General features: G+C 65.1%; 10 protein-coding genes. 5 read left to right on the forward strand and 5 right to left on the reverse strand.

Annotation, left to right across the window (positions count from 1 at the left end; genetic code table 11):
* Nucleotides 1-8 precede the first annotated feature (8 nt).
* Both kduD and kduI read right to left on the reverse strand, forming a co-directional pair.
* On the reverse strand, nucleotides 9-788 hold the full coding sequence (gene kduD, locus A3ES_RS0120800) for a 2-dehydro-3-deoxy-D-gluconate 5-dehydrogenase KduD (RefSeq protein ID WP_020388775.1): 780 nt from the start codon (nucleotides 786-788) through the stop codon (nucleotides 9-11).
* Complete coding sequence (kduI, locus tag A3ES_RS0120805) at nucleotides 785-1,600, reverse strand: 5-dehydro-4-deoxy-D-glucuronate isomerase (RefSeq protein ID WP_020388776.1); 816 nt, start codon at nucleotides 1,598-1,600, stop codon at nucleotides 785-787. The genes kduD and kduI overlap by 4 nt, the downstream gene beginning before the upstream one ends.
* Before the next feature lie 168 nt (nucleotides 1,601-1,768).
* On the opposite strand from kduI, the gene A3ES_RS0120810 reads away from it, so the two are divergent.
* Nucleotides 1,769-2,560, forward strand: a complete 792-nt coding sequence (locus A3ES_RS0120810) for an IclR family transcriptional regulator (RefSeq protein ID WP_026163057.1) — start codon at nucleotides 1,769-1,771, stop codon at nucleotides 2,558-2,560.
* A 387-nt stretch (nucleotides 2,561-2,947) separates the two neighbouring features.
* Here A3ES_RS0120810 and A3ES_RS0120815 read toward each other — a convergent pair whose 3' ends face one another.
* From A3ES_RS0120815 to A3ES_RS51415, 3 genes are read right to left on the reverse strand one after another with little or no spacing between them, the layout of a single operon-like run.
* Nucleotides 2,948-3,385, reverse strand: coding sequence for a tetratricopeptide repeat protein (locus tag A3ES_RS0120815; RefSeq protein WP_020388778.1), 438 nt, complete (start codon nucleotides 3,383-3,385; stop codon nucleotides 2,948-2,950).
* Complete coding sequence (locus A3ES_RS56140; protein WP_237745009.1) at nucleotides 3,382-5,088, reverse strand: toxin TcdB middle/C-terminal domain-containing protein; 1,707 nt, start codon at nucleotides 5,086-5,088, stop codon at nucleotides 3,382-3,384. The genes A3ES_RS0120815 and A3ES_RS56140 overlap by 4 nt, the downstream gene beginning before the upstream one ends.
* Nucleotides 4,980-7,598 carry a SpvB/TcaC N-terminal domain-containing protein gene (locus tag A3ES_RS51415; RefSeq protein WP_157630650.1) on the reverse strand — a complete coding sequence of 873 codons (2,619 nt, stop codon included), beginning with the start codon at nucleotides 7,596-7,598 and terminating at the stop codon, nucleotides 4,980-4,982. Before A3ES_RS51415 ends, A3ES_RS56140 begins: the two co-directional genes overlap by 109 nt.
* Before the next feature lie 309 nt (nucleotides 7,599-7,907).
* Here A3ES_RS51415 and A3ES_RS51420 point away from each other — a divergent pair, with 309 nt between their 5' ends.
* The 4 genes from A3ES_RS51420 to A3ES_RS0120845 all read left to right on the forward strand — a co-directional run bounded on the left by A3ES_RS51420 (nucleotide 7,908) and on the right by A3ES_RS0120845 (nucleotide 16,617).
* Nucleotides 7,908-9,104, forward strand: coding sequence for a helix-turn-helix domain-containing protein (locus A3ES_RS51420; RefSeq protein ID WP_020388779.1), 1,197 nt, complete (start codon nucleotides 7,908-7,910; stop codon nucleotides 9,102-9,104).
* A gap of 858 nt (nucleotides 9,105-9,962) precedes the next feature.
* Nucleotides 9,963-13,199 carry a protein DpdE gene (dpdE, locus tag A3ES_RS0120835; RefSeq protein WP_026163060.1) on the forward strand — a complete coding sequence of 1,079 codons (3,237 nt, stop codon included), beginning with the start codon at nucleotides 9,963-9,965 and terminating at the stop codon, nucleotides 13,197-13,199.
* Nucleotides 13,192-15,765, forward strand: a complete 2,574-nt coding sequence (gene dpdF / locus A3ES_RS0120840; RefSeq protein WP_020388781.1) for a protein DpdF — start codon at nucleotides 13,192-13,194, stop codon at nucleotides 15,763-15,765. The genes dpdE and dpdF overlap by 8 nt, the downstream gene beginning before the upstream one ends.
* Before the next feature lie 195 nt (nucleotides 15,766-15,960).
* Nucleotides 15,961-16,617, forward strand: a complete 657-nt coding sequence (locus tag A3ES_RS0120845) for a hypothetical protein (protein ID WP_237745005.1) — start codon at nucleotides 15,961-15,963, stop codon at nucleotides 16,615-16,617.
* Nucleotides 16,618-16,620 lie beyond the last annotated feature (3 nt).

The raw sequence follows: 16,620 nt of genomic DNA on the forward strand, positions 1-16,620 counted from the left end.
GGCCGGCCTCAGCGGGCCATCCAGCCCCCGTCGACGACGAGGACGTGACCGTTGACGTAGTCGGCGGCGGCGGAACTCAGGAAGACGACCGATCCGGCGATGTCGCGGGCCACGCCCCAGCGGCCGGCCGGGATGCGCTCGAGGATGGAACGGGACCGGTCCGGGTCCTCCCGCAGCGCCGTGGTGTTGTCGGTGGCGATGTAGCCGGGCGCGATGGCGTTGACCTGTACGCCGAGCGGGCCCCATTCGTTCGCCAGCGCCTTGGTGATCCCGGCGACGCCGTGCTTGCTGGCGGCGTACGACGCGACCCGGATCCCGCCCTGGAAGGACAACAGGCTCGCGATGCTGACGATCTTGCCGTGCCCGCGCTCCGCCATCGGCCGCCCGAACTGCTGGCAGAGGAAGAACAGGCCGGTCAGATTGGTGTCGACCACGCGATGCCAGGACTCGCGGCTCACAGCCAGCGAGTCGGCCCGGTCGATGATGCCGGCGTTGTTGACGAGGATGTCGACCTGGCGGTTGGCGGCCACCTCGGCTCCGACCCGCTCGACCGCGTCGTGGTCACTGACGTCGAGGTCGACGACCTCCACGTCCCGGCCGAGGTCGGCCACCTGGTCCCGGGTGGCCGACTGGCTTCCGGGCCGGCCCAGGAGGACCAGGTCGGCCCCTGCCTGGGCCAGTCCGAGAGCGACGGCCTGGCCCAGACCGCGACCGGCGCCGGTCACCACGGCGCAACGGCCGTGCAGATCGAAAGGCGAGCGGACGTCGGCGGCTGTCTGCGTGGTCACAGGTCCTCCAGCGCTACCGGGCTCACATCGGTGTAGGTGTTGTTCTCGCCGCCCATCGCCCAGACGAAGGCATACGAGCCGGTACTGGCGCCCGAGTGGATCGACCACGGTGGCGAGATGACGGCCTCGCGGTTCCGCATCACGAGGTGCCGGGTCGCGCCGGGCCGGCCCAGGAAGTGGAAGATCCGGTCGTTCTCGTCCAGATCGACGTACAGGTAGACCTCGGTACGCCGGTCGTGCAGGTGCGGCGGGAAGGTGTTCCACACGGAGCCGTCGGCGATGACGGTCACGCCGAACTGGAGCACCGACGTCTGCAACTCCTGACCCCACGCGTACCGATAGAGGCTGCGCTCGTTGGCGCCTTGCGCCGAGCCCAGCGCGACCGGCTCGATCGCCGGGTGGCTGAGCGCGGTGGTGGGGTAGGTGGCGTGCGCCGGAGCGGAGACGAAGTAGAACGCGGCGTCGGCGCCGGCGAAGACGACCTCGCTACCGCGGCCGACGAACAGTCCGTCCAGATGCTCCAGTTCGAACTTCTCGTCGTCGACGAGCACGTGCCCGGACTGCCCGACGTTGACGATGCCCAGCTCGCGGCGCTCGAGGTGGGACGCGGTGCCGAGCACGTCCCAGGCCGGCAGCCCGAGCTGACCGGCACCGGGAACCGCGCCGCCGACGACCAGCCGGTCGTCGTGCGTGTACACGCCGTGCACCTCGCCCGTGCGGAACAGGTTCTGCACGAGGAAGTTCTCCCGCAGGTCCGCGGTCGTCGCCGTTTCAACGTTGGACTGGGATGCGGAGTACCTGACTTCGATCAACGCGATCTCCTCGCTATCTGAACCACGTTCTGCTACGTGAATTCGCTAGAACGTACCCGTGGCTCCGATCACAGGTCAAGAGCGCGAAGTTAGTCCATATATGTGGACTGTGGTGTAGAGTCGTGCTGACGCGAGCACAGCGCGCAACAATTGATCGGGAGGTCTTCGGTGGGTACGGAGAACATGGGGAACGGCAGCTCCACCACCGGACAGGTTAAGTCCGCCGCGCGGGTCCTCGATGTCCTCGATGACATCGCCGCTCGTGGACCCGGCACGCAGCTGCAGCTGGCCAACCGGCTGGGCATTCCGAAGAGCAGCCTGCACGCACTCCTGCGCACCATGTGCATCCGCGGCTGGCTGGACACCGACCAGACCGGCAGCGTCTACCGGCTCGGGATCCACACCCTGACGGTCAGTTCGGCCTACCTCGACGGTGACCCGGTCCTCGCCCAAGCGTCCGCCGTCATGGACGAGATCGCGGCGGCCACCGAGGAGACCGTGCACCTGGGGCGCCTGGAAGGCCCGGACGTCATCTACACCGCCAAGCGCGAGTCCAAGCACCCGCTGCGGATGCACTCGGCCGTCGGCCGCCGCCTGCCCGCCTACGCAACGTCCCTCGGCCGGGCGATGCTCGCAGAGCAGCCGGAAGCCGTCCGTGACACGCTGATTCCGGAAAAGATCGAGCCCCTCACCTCGCACGCCACCACGGACCGGGGCACTCTGCTCGCGATCATCGAGAAGGCCAAACAGGTCGGCTACGCGGAAGAGAGCGAGGAATCGTGCCTGGGCGTGCGCTGCTTCGGCGTCGCCTTGCCCTTCTCGCGCGCATCGGTCGACGCGCTCAGCGTCGCGGTCCCGATCAGCCGCCTCGACAAGGCACGGGAGGACTTCATCATCGAGTCCCTGCTGAGTGTGAAGGCCCGCCTGTCGGCGCTCCACGACAACAGCATGCTTCGCTGAAACACCTACCCTGCCGGCGTCCCATCGTGCTCTCGCGGACGGTCAGGGAGAAGTCCGAGACGGTGTCCTCGACGACGAGGTCGGTTTGCTCTGGGCGCGGGCCAGCAGATCCGTGGGACAGAAGACCGCGTCGGGCCGAGGTCCCCTTGGTCCAGCAGGCTTTGCATCGCGATCATCCCGTCCTTGCGGTGATAGCCGGCGGTCGGCAGGGTCATCGACACGGGCGGACAGATACAACACTGGATCGCCGACGGGCTCGGCCGGCTCGGGACTGAGACGGTTGCCGCAGTATTCGCCCTACTGCTACTCGTCGCGATCGTCGTCGTCCGCCGCGCCAGGAGATCCCGGAGTGCCACCGGCCGCGGCACGCCCGGCCCGACCTGAAACTCAGCCTGGATACACCTGCCGTGTAGTTACGGCCAGCTCGCGGTAGACCCTGCGGGCCTCGGCCTGTGCGGCGACGGCATCGTGGTAGCGGTCGGCCGCTGCACGGTAGTTCGCCAGGTTCGTGTTCGCCCAAGCAGTGAGAGGCCGGTCGCCGATCGCCTGATACAGGCCGATCGCGTGCCGCGTGACGGTGATCGCCTCGTCGTACTGGACGGCACGGGTCAGATACATGCCGAGGAAGACCTCGGTCTGTGCGAGGACCCCGCGGAAGTTCGGGTCGGTGGCGGCAAGATCTGTGTAGATCGCCTGGGCCTGTTTCTGTGCCTCTACCGCTGCAGCAGGTCGTCCGGCGCGGTCGCGGATCGCAGCGAGGTTGCCAGCCGCCCAAGCTTCGCGCGATCGGTCGCCCACCTCCCGGCAGGCCGCGATCGCATTCACGGCGGCATCGGCTGCCCTGTCGTGCTGTCCGGCATACGAGAGGTAGACGCCCGTCCGAGCATGTCGAACCGCTGCGTCAGCACCTCGTTGCCACGGGCATCGGTGGTCGAGCGCTCGTTGCCCTGCACATCGAGTTCGAGCGACGTGCGGAGAATGTCGGTCTTGTTGTCGGCCAGGGTGAGATAGCTGCGACCGAGCGCATCCAGCCGGGTTGTCGTGAAGGTCCGGGCGTAGGCCGCAGACAGTTCCGCCTCTCGACTGCCAGTGTGCTCGATGTACCAGCGGCTGTCGGTCACCGTGTCTCCGGCATCCCAGTCTTGCTGATCCCAGGCGCCGATGACGATCTTGCCGTAGGTACCGTCCGGCTGATCCGTGCGGACGTTCCGGCCGAGCGGATCGTAGCGGAGGACCGGCGTGACACCGGAATGAATCAGCTCGGACTCGGTGTCGAAATCGGCCGTCGGTGCGAAGTACGGTTCGTAACGCTTGACCGGCTGACCTTTGTTGTCGTGGATCGTGCGCCCCGTGCCGACCCAGCGCGGCGCGTCGTCATCACCCGGTTCGGCCTGGACCTTGGTCAGGATGATCCGTCCGGTGCCGTCGCCGTACGTGCGCGACTCCTGGATGCGGGTGCCGCGGTGCTCCTCGCGGGCGTAGGTTCGGAAGACCACCGGCACCGCCGTGAGGTCGTACTCGAGCCAGCTGGTCGGTGCCTCCGCAGTGTCGCCCTCGCCGTTCTTGCCCTGAACAACCGTCGCAATGACCAGGCCGACCTCGTCGAACTGCACCACCGACCTGTTGCCGTTGGCATCGGTGACCGCGGAAGACTGCAGGACGCGGTAATCGAGCTCGGCGGTGGCGACGTTGCCCACAGGGTCCTCGACCCGGACCGGGACCAGGTAGCGCTCGTCGTACTCGATCCGGCTGATGGCGCCGAAGGGATCGACTGCGGCAGTCGGTAGGTAGAAGTGGTTCGGGTCGAGGATCTGAGTGCCTGAGGGTGACCACCAGCCGGGCTCGTTGTCGACCTCGACATAGCCGGCGGCCCGTAGGGCGTTTGCGCCGATGCGGTCGTCGTACAGGGCGGTGATCTGGTTGTCGGCGAACGTCTGTTGGTAGCTGCGGGCTGGGATGGCTCGGGTGCCTACTTGGTGGCGTGGGAGTTCGGTGGTGAGGTCGTCGGAGAGGTACGTCTGGAGGCTGGCGGCGAGCACCCGACGTTCGGGCGTTGCGCCGGTGATGTCCTGATGGAAGGGGATCTCGAGGCAGTTGTCGATCGCTGCGTCCAGTGCGGCGGGATCGGCGAGGAGTGGGCTTGTGACGCCGCCGATCTCGTACGACGTCTCCGCGATCAGGAGGCCGATCCGACGGGGACCGGTTGCGGCAACCTGGTTCTCGAGGACGCGATCAGTACAGGTGATGTGAGTTCGCGTCTGCTCGGCGTCGCCCGGGGTCTGCCGGCCGTAGGCGACCGATGCCGATCGCACGACGTTGCCCCAGGCATCGACTCTCAGCGTGAGCTCGTGGACGATCCGCGGGTCGGCGGAGTTCCGCTCGGTGTGAATCGAGAGGGTCTGGTCCGGCAGGCGTTCGATCACTGCGTCGCGTCCGTCAACGGCCGGTTGCAGCCTCCGGAGTCGATAGCCGGTCTCGGTGGTCTGGTACGGATCCTCCTCCAGCGAGCTGCCGTCCTCGGCGCTGATCTCCTCGCGCAGCACCGCGCCCCGGAGCGCGCGGCACGCCTCACGCTCCTCTTCTGCGGACAGCCCGGTGGGCAAGACCGTGTCCGGGAGGAGCGGTCCGGCCTGCCGGTACTCGTCGGCGAACTGCTTCGCGACCACATCGCGGCCGGCGTACCAACCCGTGTGCTGCCACTGCTTGATGACCGCCGGTGGCTGGAAGAGCTCGGAGGTTCCAGGCTGAGCGCGTCGCGTTGTTCGACGTACCCGAAGCCGCGGAACTCGCGGTCGGTGCCGTCGTAGTAGCCATGCCGATAGCGGTACGTCGTCACGGTCGTCGTCTCGGCGACGGTGTCGGTCGTGGTCGACGTACTGACGACGAGTACCGGGAATGGCAGTCGGGTGACCCAGGGAATGCCGGCCGCCTTGTCCTGCAAGTAGTACGACGTCGACGACGCGTACTCGAGTCGGGTGATCAGGCCGCGGCTGTTGTCGAGCTCGGTCAACAGGTGCGGCTTGCCGCCAGCCATCAGGTCCACGAAAAGCACCTGGTGCTCACCATCGGGACGGTCTTCGGAGATCACCAGGCACGATGTGCCCTTGCCCAAGGCATCTGCCACTTGGACCTCGCCGTTGGGGCAGGAAGCGGTGACGGTCTCGGCCGGGCTCCATGAGTTGCCAGCCTGGTTGAACCACACGCGGACCTCGTCAGGACCGACGTACAGCAGATCGGTCGGGCCGCTGCCGTCGACATCACCGAAACGCACCCGGCGCTGGTCGAAGCGGTCCGGCGTGTCGAAGACCGGGGCCGAGGCCATGGTCACCTTGGCGCCGAAGCGCCCGTGGCCGAGGTTCGGCCAGTAGGCGACCTCACCATTGCGGATCCGGACCAGATCGGTGAGGCTATCGCCGGACATGTCCGCGAGATAGACGGCTTGTTCGGGGTCCGCGAACACCAGGCGTGGACCGTGCTCCTCGTCTCCGGCAGCGTGGGCCTCGCGAGCGTGGCCGAATCCCTTGACGCCTGCCGCCTCGTACCAGGTGAGGCCGTCGTCCGCGGAGCGGAGCAGATCGGACAGACCGTCGCCGGTCAGGTCGACCATCCGCAGGTTGGGATCACCGACGGGGACGGTCGGGAGCGATTCGAAGGGCACGAACGGAGACCATCCGCTCTCGCTGCGGCCGTAGTACCCGGGGGCCGCCGTGCCGAAGTCGACAAGGTCCGCGACACCGTCTCCGGTGAGATCGATGAGCTGCCGGTCGGCGCGCAGTTCCGCTGCCGACGGCAACGGGTCGACAAGTCGTGGCGGTGCGATCGTGCCGCCGCCGAGATTGGCGCGGTAGAACCACGCGCCACCCTCCTCCGCGAGGATGCCCACGATTCCTTCGCCGTCGAGATCCGTCCAGCGTTGGCCCTTCGGAGGCGGCTCTCCCTCGAACGGCACCGGCTGCGCCGAAACCTTGCGCTCTGCGTACCCGAACCTGGTCGGCGGCATCGCCTTGGATCGGTACGCCTGACCGTCGCGGACATAGCCCTGATGTGTCACCGACGTCAGCAAGGTGAGCGCGGCGTCCTCGCCGTACTCGAGGTCGGTCGATCGGACGAGCACCGGCTGGTCGCCCAACTCACTGATCCGATGGAACATCAGCAGCCGTTGGCACAACCGGTACACCCGCTGCTCGAACCCGGAGCGGTACGTCGAGTACGGGTCGAGCCGGACTCGCCAAGGCGACGTTTCATCCGGCGTCTGTTCGTGTTCGCCGTAGTCCAGCACGAGCTCGAAGAGGAAGGCGGCGGCGATGCCGGGGCGCTCGTTGCCGTAGCGGATCCGCTTCAGATACCGATGCGCGAACGCCGTACCGTGCTGCAGCCGGTTGCGTTCCGCGGAAGGGTCGACGCCGTCGGCGTTCTCTTGCTTGTACTCGTAGAGCACGATGTTGCCGCGATCATCGGCCGACCGTTCGAGCAGCCAGCGGAACACCCGCCGCGGATCGGCCGGATCCACGATCCGCGCGGCCGGGTCGCGGCCGAAGATGCGCTCGATGTTGTCGCCTCCGGTGACCCGCCAGTGCGTGTCGCCGGTCTCTGCGTGCCGCCAACGCTCGATCCGCTCGAACGCGCCCTCACTCCGCGGACGGTACTGCTCGACGACGAAGTCGCCGTCGGTCCGCCGTACGGGCTCCCACTTCGTACCGTTCAGTTGCAAGGACGGGACCAGGTCCTCTGCGCCGGTCAGCTGGAAGACGTCGGATTCGTCGTACTTCGGTACACCGCGGTCGGTCCGGCGTGATACCGACGGCACGTCGAGACTCCACCCGAGACCGAACGGACTGCTGCCCGCACCTGAGTCGTAGCTCAGTCCCACCTGCGGGTCGACACCACCACGTCCCGGAGACATCGTCACTGGGACCGCGATGTTCGCCGTACCCGTGACCGGATTGGCTGTCGCCTTCTCGCCCATCCCCCGGATCGCACCGCCGGCCTTCGGCAGCGACAACGACGGCAGATCACGCGTAGCGGCCTGGTCAGGCATCAACGACTCCCCCAGCGTCAGGTTCCCGATCGAACACACCGAGTATCGAGTCAGTTGCGGGACGCATCAATCCCGGCGGCCCCTTGGGCCGGAACCCGTGCCCCTTCGCGCATATCTCTCGGGAAGGTCCAGATCGTCGAATCGCCCGAGGGCCGTATTCCCTTCGGTGATCGCATGCCCATTGCTCGGCCGGTTGAGTGGCCCGTCTCCAGGCAATGCCAGGCAGCCGTACAAGGTTGCCACTGGCACCTTCAGGTATTCCGAGACCTGGTTGACGTCCCAGAGGTTGTCGACTTCTGCCAGCTCTTCATGAAGGATCAGCAGGCCTTGGTGGAGGCGGAGATCAACTCGCCGGTCACGCTGGAGACCTATCGGTACCAAACGGCCAAGAACATCTTGCCGCGGATTGGCGAGCTGGCCCTTGAAGAAGCCACGACTCCTCGGGTGAATCGAGTGATCGTAGCGATCAAGGATGAGGTCGGAGCGGCGTCGGCCAAGACCTGCAAGAGCATCCTGGCCGGTTCATTCGCTCTCGCGGTCAGGTACGGCGCATTGAAGTTGAATCCAGTTCGAGAGATCGCATCCTTGGCGAATTCGACAAGGCGCAAACCGACCCGCGCGTTGGAGCAGACCGAACGAGACGACTGGTTCGAGCTGCTGCGGCAGGACGAGCGAGCGGTCAAGGCCGATCTGATCGACTTCAGCAAGTTCATGATCGCGACCGGCGAGCGCATCGGTGAGTGCCTTGCCGTTTCGTGGCGAGATCTCGACCGGCAGACCGGTGAAGTCGATTGCAGCCATCAGATCCAGAGGATCAAGGGGCAAGGGCTCATCCGGCGGCGGGTGAAGTCAGCTGCCGGCGAACGGATCCTGAAGCTTCCGGAATGGGCACTCGAGATGCTCAACGATCGCTGGAAACCGGGGACATCGCTTGACGCGCCACTCTTCCCCGATTCGAAGGGAGGCTTCCGGGACCCCCACAACGTGAGCAAGGCGCTTCGCGATGCCCGCCGACCCATTGGCAGTCAGCGACGCCGGGAGCTCGGCGCGTTGCTACGGCAGCACAGAAGGGCGGCGAATCTGACCCAGACGCAGGCCGTGGCCAAGCTGGGGTGGCCAAAGACGCGCGTGAGCCTGGTTGAGACAGGACGAGTCCGCGTGGAGATCGAGGATGCGATTGCCCTCGCAGACGCGTATCGGATACCGCGTGCCGCCCGGTCGGCGTTGCTGGAGATGACCGAACTCGCTGGCATGCGCACTGTGGCGGACGAGCTCTCGTGGGTCACCTCGCACAAGTTCCGCAAGACCACGGCGACCATCCTCGAGGATGCCGGCCAGTCGCCGCGTCAGATCGCGGATCAGCTCGGACACTCGCGCCTGTCGACAACGATGGATGACTACATCGGCCGTAAGACCCGCAATCCGGAGGCCGCGAAGCACCTCGACGACGCGATGCGGTCCATCCATGAACAGGATCGACAGGCGCCGCCAGGTCCCGACCGCTGACGAAAGGGTGTCGAGGCGAGAGCTCAAAGTCGTGAGTAAGTCGTGAGTTGCGCCCCTCGGGGACATGCCTCTATGGGCATAAGTGCAGTTCAGAGAGCCGACGAGGGGACTCGAACCCCTAACCACCGCTTCACCACCCCAGACATCTCAACGCCTGCCAACGTTGTCCGAACATGTCCTTGACCTGCACAAACGTCGATTCCCAGTTGCCGCTAGCTCGCATCATCAAGCAGTGTCTGTTGGTCAAAGCGGCCAGCAAAGCGGTCAGTGGGCCTGGCTCACATGCGGCCGCCTTGCATGGCGTCTTGTAGTTGATCAGTGGCCTGACCTCGGCGCAGGCCCGACGCGGTTCGTGGATGGGTCTTGACCCCCGAATTGGCCCACTACCGATTCAACCCTGCGATGTTGGCTCTTGACATCGGCCGCATGTGACGCTAACCGACACGAATCGCTTCATCGGCTGAGTGATCTGCGAGCCCGCGACACCCCTTTGTGCGGTAACAGAACGGCGCAACCTGCGATATGAAGTAAGTCGGGTCGCAGAGGCTGCGTGTTGGAAGAACGCGCTTGCTCGTACGAGCCGAGATGGGGGCAAGGGGACGTGAGATCAAGGTTCGTTGTGAACGTGCGGAGGCACCGAACCCGAGGACGGGCAACGATGCCAGGAGGCCTCTGGGTCGTCTATGGTGCAAACTATGCCGGAGCACAGCGTACGGCTGGAATACCAGACTGCGTTGATGTGACAGAAGATGTGCTTCCGTGTGGCGTGCTGCCCGTCGCGGCGCAAACTTCGTCCGACCACTGCGGGCGAGACATCCTTGCTAGTCAACCAGGTAGCGTGCACAGGGTGGTCACATAGTGGCGCTCGTGGTCGGCAACCTCGTCACCTTCCCTTCTGCACCGGGGATTGGACGAGTCGCAGAGATCGAGGACGCTGAAGTCAGCGTCGAGTTTTTCGAGTCGGCTGCAGAACCATCAGCACAGACCTTCTTACGCGGGAGTGCCGATGTACACCGGGTTTCCCTAGGCGAGCAAACGCGAGTCTTCGTCCTCGATAGGAACGACCGCTGGCGGGCCGGCAGGGTCGTGGGTGGCGGGCCAGACACCTACTTTGTGCGAATGCCGAACTTTCGCGGGGACGTCGACATCGCCGAGTCTCGTCTCCGCGTCCGTTGGGAGAAGCCGCCGCGCGATCCGCTGCAGGTACTGCTCTCCGGGGCCAACGAGACTCCGCGCTTCCGCGACGTCCGGGAGCCGGTCCGGCGATTGCTAATAGCCGAGCGGGCTGCAACGGCCTCGGCCACCGGAATCATGTCATCCGGTGTCCGGATGCATGCCCACCAGATCAATGCAGCGCTCCAGATCATTCGAGACCCCGTGCAGCGGTATCTCCTCGCCGACGAAGTCGGAATGGGAAAGACCATCCAAGCAGGACTAGTCATTCGTCAGATCCTTCACGACCTGCCCGGTCGCCGGGTCGGCGTCCTCGCTCCGGACGCATTAGTGGGTCAGTGGAGGGCAGAACTGCGCGAGAAGTTTCACCTCAGTGATTTCCCGACCGAGGCCGGGGAGTATCCGGTCCGCATCCTCGGCCACAGCCACGTGGAGGAGTGGGGCAGCTTCTCTGATCTCGACCTCCTAGTCGTCGACGAAGCGCACCTGTTGGCCCGCACCACCGGGCCCGACGAATCGCCGTACCGCGAACTCGCCGCGATCGCGCACGCCGCGCCACGACTGCTGATGCTGTCGGCCACACCGTTCTCGCGAGGCCCTCTCACTCACTTGGCCCTGTTACACCTTCTGGATCCGGCCCTATTCCGCTGGGAGGACCTCGGATCCTTCGAGCGTTTATTGGAGAATAGGCACGCGCTAGCCCTTGCTGTTTTCGGTCTCGACGAAGATCCGGACGTCGACAACCCGGAACTCCTACAACTCCAGTTCGACCAGATACGGGAGAACTTGCCAGCGGACGAGGTGCTCCAGGCAGCAATCAATCGCGCCATGGCTGCTTACGGCCCGGACGGCACGGCGCCGGAGGACGTGGACGCCGCGGAGTTGCGCCTCGCCGTCGCTGCGGTGCGCGCGCACGTCTCGGAGACCTATCGGCTGCACCAGCGCGTGATTCGGAACCGCCGCCACGTAGTCGAGAAGCAGAGTCTGGACGACGAGGGGATGCTGACACCGTTCGAGTTCACCGGCCGATCCCGCCCGAAGGTCGCGCGTTCGGACGACGACGAAATCCAGGCAGGAGCGGCCGCGGTCGCCGCGTGGGCTTCGCGGTGCACGGACGCCGTCCTCGACGTGGGCATCGACCCGCTGACGTACGGGCGCGCCTTGGCTGTTCTGGTCTCCCGTCTCGGTGGCTCGATCGACGATGTCTGCGCCGTCCTCGAACACCGCCTCGGCGGAGACGCTTCGTCGGCAGCCCTGCTGCTTGCTGAGACGGAGGTGCTCGATGCGGCGCCGGTCCTCCCCTTCGAAGCAGAGGTACTGGGCAACGCACGCAACGCGATTGGCGGGCGAGCGGTCCATGTGCTCGCTGACATGATCGCTAGACGCACGCCCCCGATGAGGAAGGCGGTTGTGTTCTGCGGGCGCGGCTCACTGGCGGCCGGTCTTGCTGCGGCGCTCTGCACTGACGATCGAGTCAAGTATGCGCACACGCACGTGGCGAGCCAGACCGATGACGAACGCGAAGATGCCGTGGCCGCATGGCTCGTCTCGGGCGGTGTGCTCGTCGTGGACGACACTGGCGACGTCGGAAGGAATTTCCAGCAGGCTGATCTCGCCTTCCACCTTCGACTGCCGGCGAACCCAAACGTACTCGAGCAGCGGATCGGCCGGATCGACCGCTATGGCCACGAGAGCACCGCTCAGCAGTACGTCATCGCGGACGACGACGGCGACGGCATCACTTCGGCCTGGCTCGGCGCGTTGGTTCGGGCCTTCGGGATTTTCGATACCTCCATCTCAGCTCTACAAGAGGTTGTCGACGACCTCACCGACATAGCTTGGACCGGCCTCCTTCGGGACGGCGTCGAGGCACTGGTCGACATGCAGGAGTCGATCGCCGTCGACCTGGCCAAGGAGAAACGGCGCATCAACGAACTCGACGCATTGGAGTTGAGCTACGGCGGAAACGAGAGCGGACAGAAACTCGCTAAGGCGATCGCTGAGTACGAGGCAGATGCCGTCGGGATCGAAAGGGCATTCCGGGGACTGATCGAAGGTGGAGAAGGGTTTCGGTTTGTCAGCAAGCCCAATAAGGATGGCAGCATTCACTTCCATCACAGCGAGTCCGACAAGCCGCTGCTCAGCGCAAGATTGCTGGGCAGGTTGTTGAACGTGGAGTACGCGCGTACCGGGTACTTCGACCGCTGGCGACTGGTCCCTGGTCGAGCCCTGTTCCGACGCGGAAACCCGTTCGTAGATGGACTGGAGGATCTGCTTAATCTCGACGACCGTGGCCAGGCAGTTGCGATGTGGCGGCTCGACCGGGCATGGCCACACGATCCGCTTGCGTTCTTCGGCTTTGACTTCCTCATCGAGGCGAACGTCGAGCCGATCCTGGCCGTGCTCGGCCGCGACAGAGAGGCAGTACCGATCGCCCGCAGGCGGGCAGACGCAGCCTTTCCGCCACAGCACCAGCGCATCTGGGTGCCGATCACCAACAAGAAGCCAGTGACGGACGTCCGTCTCATCGCGTACCTCGGGGAGCCCCTTCTCAAGAACCGCGACGTAAACCTCAACTCCAGCCGGATCCCAGCGCTGCATACGCTTGTGGGCGGCGGCCAGCAACTTGCCTCCGTAGCTGAGGCCTGCCTCGGAGCCGCACGGACCCGAGTGGATCAGGTTGCCGACGTCGTCGAGGCATCCAAGCGCGCCACAAAACAGGTGGCTCTAGAGACGGAGGTCCTGCTCGCGCGCAGTGGTGCGCGTGCGATGGCTTCCAGTCTTGTCACCGATCCAGAGGCTATGGAAGCCGAGGTCAAGTTGAGCCATGCCATCGAGGACGGTGTCACCTCGCCTGTTGTCGGGCTCACGGGCGTGAGCGTTGTTGTCCTGTCCGCCCAGTCCTACACCGACTATGTCTAGTCAGGACCTGGCCACGCTGCAGGCCACTATTGACCAGTGGCCCGATGTGTCCCTGCCCCCCGATGGCCAGCACCTGAGTGACGCGTGCCGGCGTGCCCTGGACGCATTGCCGGGCTTGATCGACGGCACATCTGGATGGATCGACGTCACCTCATTGCTGCGCCAGGTGCTCCTCACGAGCGAGGTCACCTACGGCGGTATGCCCTCGCTGAGGGTGCCGACCACCGACTCCTGGCCGACCGTGGACCAGTGGCGTGATGTCGCCTGCGCAGCAGTGCCTACCCCAGGCGATCGGATTCGAATTACGGCCAGCGACTGGGCCCCGCCGAGTTCGGTGGCGGGTTACGGCATCGGAGACGACCTCGCGCGGGAGCAGGTGCGGGAGGTCTACCGCGACAGGGATCGCGTGTGGCAAAACGAATTGCCCCCGGACCCGTTTTGGGCGACCGCACACCAGGGTTTTGGTGCTTATCGGGGCGAACCTCAGCGGCAGGCCGCTCGTGCAGCCGTTTTAAGCGACGGCAACTCGGTTGTAATCGCCCTCCCGACAGGCCGAGGCAAGACGGCTGTCGCGTGGTCCAAAACCCTCTTGTCGTACACGGGTGTCACTGTCGTGATTGTTCCGACGGTGGTTCTCGCACTCGATATGGAGCGACGAACGATCGAGGTCGAAAGGGAACTCAAACGGTCGCTTAGTCCGGTGAAGCGTTTCGCCTATGTCGGAGCGATGGATCCGGAGGTCAAGAAGCACCTGCGGGCCGCGGTTCGTATTGGGGCTCAGCGGATCATCTACACCTCGCCAGAGGCGTTCGTCTCTGGACTCTCCGGAGCGGTCGCACAGGCCGCCCGAGATGGCAACTTGCAGCAGATCATCATCGACGAGGCGCATCTCGTCGACCAGTGGGGTAGTGACTTCCGGCCCGAGTTCCAGACCATGCCCGGCCTCATTCGCGATGCCTATGCCCAAGCTCCAGAAACCCAGAAACCATCGGTGCTCCTCCTGAGCGCCACCCTGGCCCAACGCGCCGTCGATGTGCTTACCCGGCTCTTCCAGGTCGGAGATCGCCCGGTCGATCTAGTGTGGGGATCGGAAGTGCGTGTCGAACCGACCTATTTCTTCGGACGCCACAAAACCGAAGACGCCCGGGTGGCGGCGGTGCTCGAAGCAGTCAAGCGTCTGCCGCGCCCGCTGATCCTCTACACAACGAAGGTGGAAGACGCTGAGCAGTGGGCCGCACGGTTGCGTCAGGCTGGCCTTAGGCGTGTAGATGCGATCACAGGTAAGTCGTCTGACGAGGTGCGGCGGACCGTCATGCAGCGCTGGCGGGGGGAAGCAACGAACGGTGGAGCCGTTGCGACGACTCTCGACGTCGTTGTCGGGACGTCAGCTTTCGGACTGGGGTTGGACATGCCGAACGTCAGAACGGTGCTTCACGCCTGCCTACCCGAGACGATCGACCGCTACTACCAGGAGGTAGGCCGCGGCGGTCGCGACGGCAGACCCTCGGTCGCATATCTCGCGCAGGCGCCGGACGATCTCGAGATTGCTGTGTCGCTCAACAACGTTACGATGATCGGCGACGAACTCGGCTGGAAGCGCTGGGAGTCCATGCGGCAGAGCGCCGAAGTGGTGGGCCATTTCCGCTATCGGATCCGGAAGGACATCCTCCCGCCGTACCTCGACGTGGGCTACAAGAGATCCGCGCTATGGAATGTCCGCACCCTCACCCTACTTGCCCAGGCAGGCGTAATCGACATGCGCGCTCCGCGTTTGACGCTCGCCCCGGGCCTATCCGAGGAGGAGAAGGAAGCGCGACGGGAAGAGTTCTACGCTCAGGCCGAATCGTTCATCGAGTTCGAACTCCGTGACGGCCGGTTGCTGGAAGAGAACTCGTGGAAGGCAGCTGTCCGTGAAGTGCGGTCGGCAGTTCGTGCGGCGCAGTCTGCGGCTCTGACCTCCCTGCGACACGCGACCGAGGGTGGTTCCTGTGTCGGCCGGACGATTGCGCACCACTACAAAGTCCGGGTGCATAACGGCGTGCTCTTGACCAACGCCGCCTGCCGGGGTTGTCCCTCATGCCGACGGGATCCGTCGGGGAGTCCGGGCATCCATCCCCTGGAGCCGAGTCCGCCACTCCCGTGGCCGGACCCGTCGCGCGACAGGTTGGCACACTGGCGGAGTGGCGCGAGTTTCGTTTTCATCCACTACTCGCCTGGAGAGAACCTGAGCGCTTTGTTCACTCGCATGGCCGAGCGTCATCTCCGCGTCTGGAGGGTCAGTCGTGAGATCGCCGAACGACTGCAGCGCGACGTCGGCAAAGTGCCAATCGTCCACGACGACCCCGATGCGTCCTCCTCACTTCTCGACCTGTACGCCGGCCCGGTCGCGGTGGTGTTGACTGCGCCGGAGGTTCCCTCCGACGTATGGGCGCGGATCGGATCCGGGCTGCCTACCTATCTGATCGGGCCTGCCGGGACCATGAACCCGGACAGGCCAGGAACCCGACTGCAGGACGCGGCAGACGGGCCATGCGTGTCGGCACGTACGTTGCTGAAAGGGATGTAGATGGAGTACCTAAATCCGAGCCCGTCCCCCGCGCTTCCTCAGGCGATGTGGCTCGTATATAGCGCCGCGATGGAACGTCCGGGCACGAGGACGGAGGACCTGTTCGACCTAGTCGTTCCGACGGCTATTCGTGCAGGGACCCCGAGTGCAGGTGCGCACTTCAGGGCGGCGGTATCTGCGCTGCGAAAACTAGGCGTGCTCGATGAGAACAACGGATTGCTGGAGGCCGTGGAAGTCTCAGGGGCGCGAGCATTCCTGCGGGTGCTGCGGCACAGAATCGTGCAACCGCCGGAGTCTTTCAGCGCAGACTTCGAAGGTGCGGATGATATCCGCAGAGGTCTGATCTGGCTGATGCGACAGTCTCCCTCGAGAGCGCTCGACTATGAGGACGACGTAGCACCGAAGACCTCGGTTTTCGTGAACAGCACGCGCTGGAATACCTTCCGGACATGGTGCGATGCTCTCGGTTTCGGCCAAACCGCCCTCAGCGTAATGGCTCAGAGCAAGGCGGGAAATCATATCGTGCCCAACCCGAGTCGCGCGGTGGTCGACGCCATCGCGAATCCTTTCGGAGACGCACTCCCGCGCGGTGTCCAGTTGCCGATCGGACGACTGGTCCAGTTTTTGCGGCAGGAATTGCCAGTTCTTCCCGGGCACCCCAGCGCAACCTATGAGGGTTTAATAGAGGACGAGGACAACGCGCTCCGCGTGATCGGACTCGCCCTGACCGTAGCCGAGGAAATGAAGGTCCTCACTCTCAAATTTCAGTCCGATCCATCCGGGGTGATGGCACTCCCGGACTCCCAGCATGGCGAGACGCGGTACGTCTCCACTGTCACGATCGAGGGATGAATC

It is taken from the genome of Kribbella catacumbae DSM 19601 (assembly GCF_000372465.1).
In the GTDB taxonomy this organism is placed as follows: Bacteria; Actinomycetota; Actinomycetes; order Propionibacteriales; family Kribbellaceae; genus Kribbella; species Kribbella catacumbae.

Bases quoted from the DNA above. Each gene is read 5' to 3' on its own strand.
- dpdF (WP_020388781.1), top strand. From the start codon at position 13,192: ATGTCTAGTCAGGACCTGGCCACGCTGCAGGCCACTATTGACCAGTGG.
- A3ES_RS51415 (WP_157630650.1), bottom strand. From the start codon at position 7,598: ATGCCTGACCAGGCCGCTACGCGTGATCTGCCGTCGTTGTCGCTGCCG.
- A3ES_RS51420 (WP_020388779.1), top strand. From the start codon at position 7,908: ATGAAGGATCAGCAGGCCTTGGTGGAGGCGGAGATCAACTCGCCGGTC.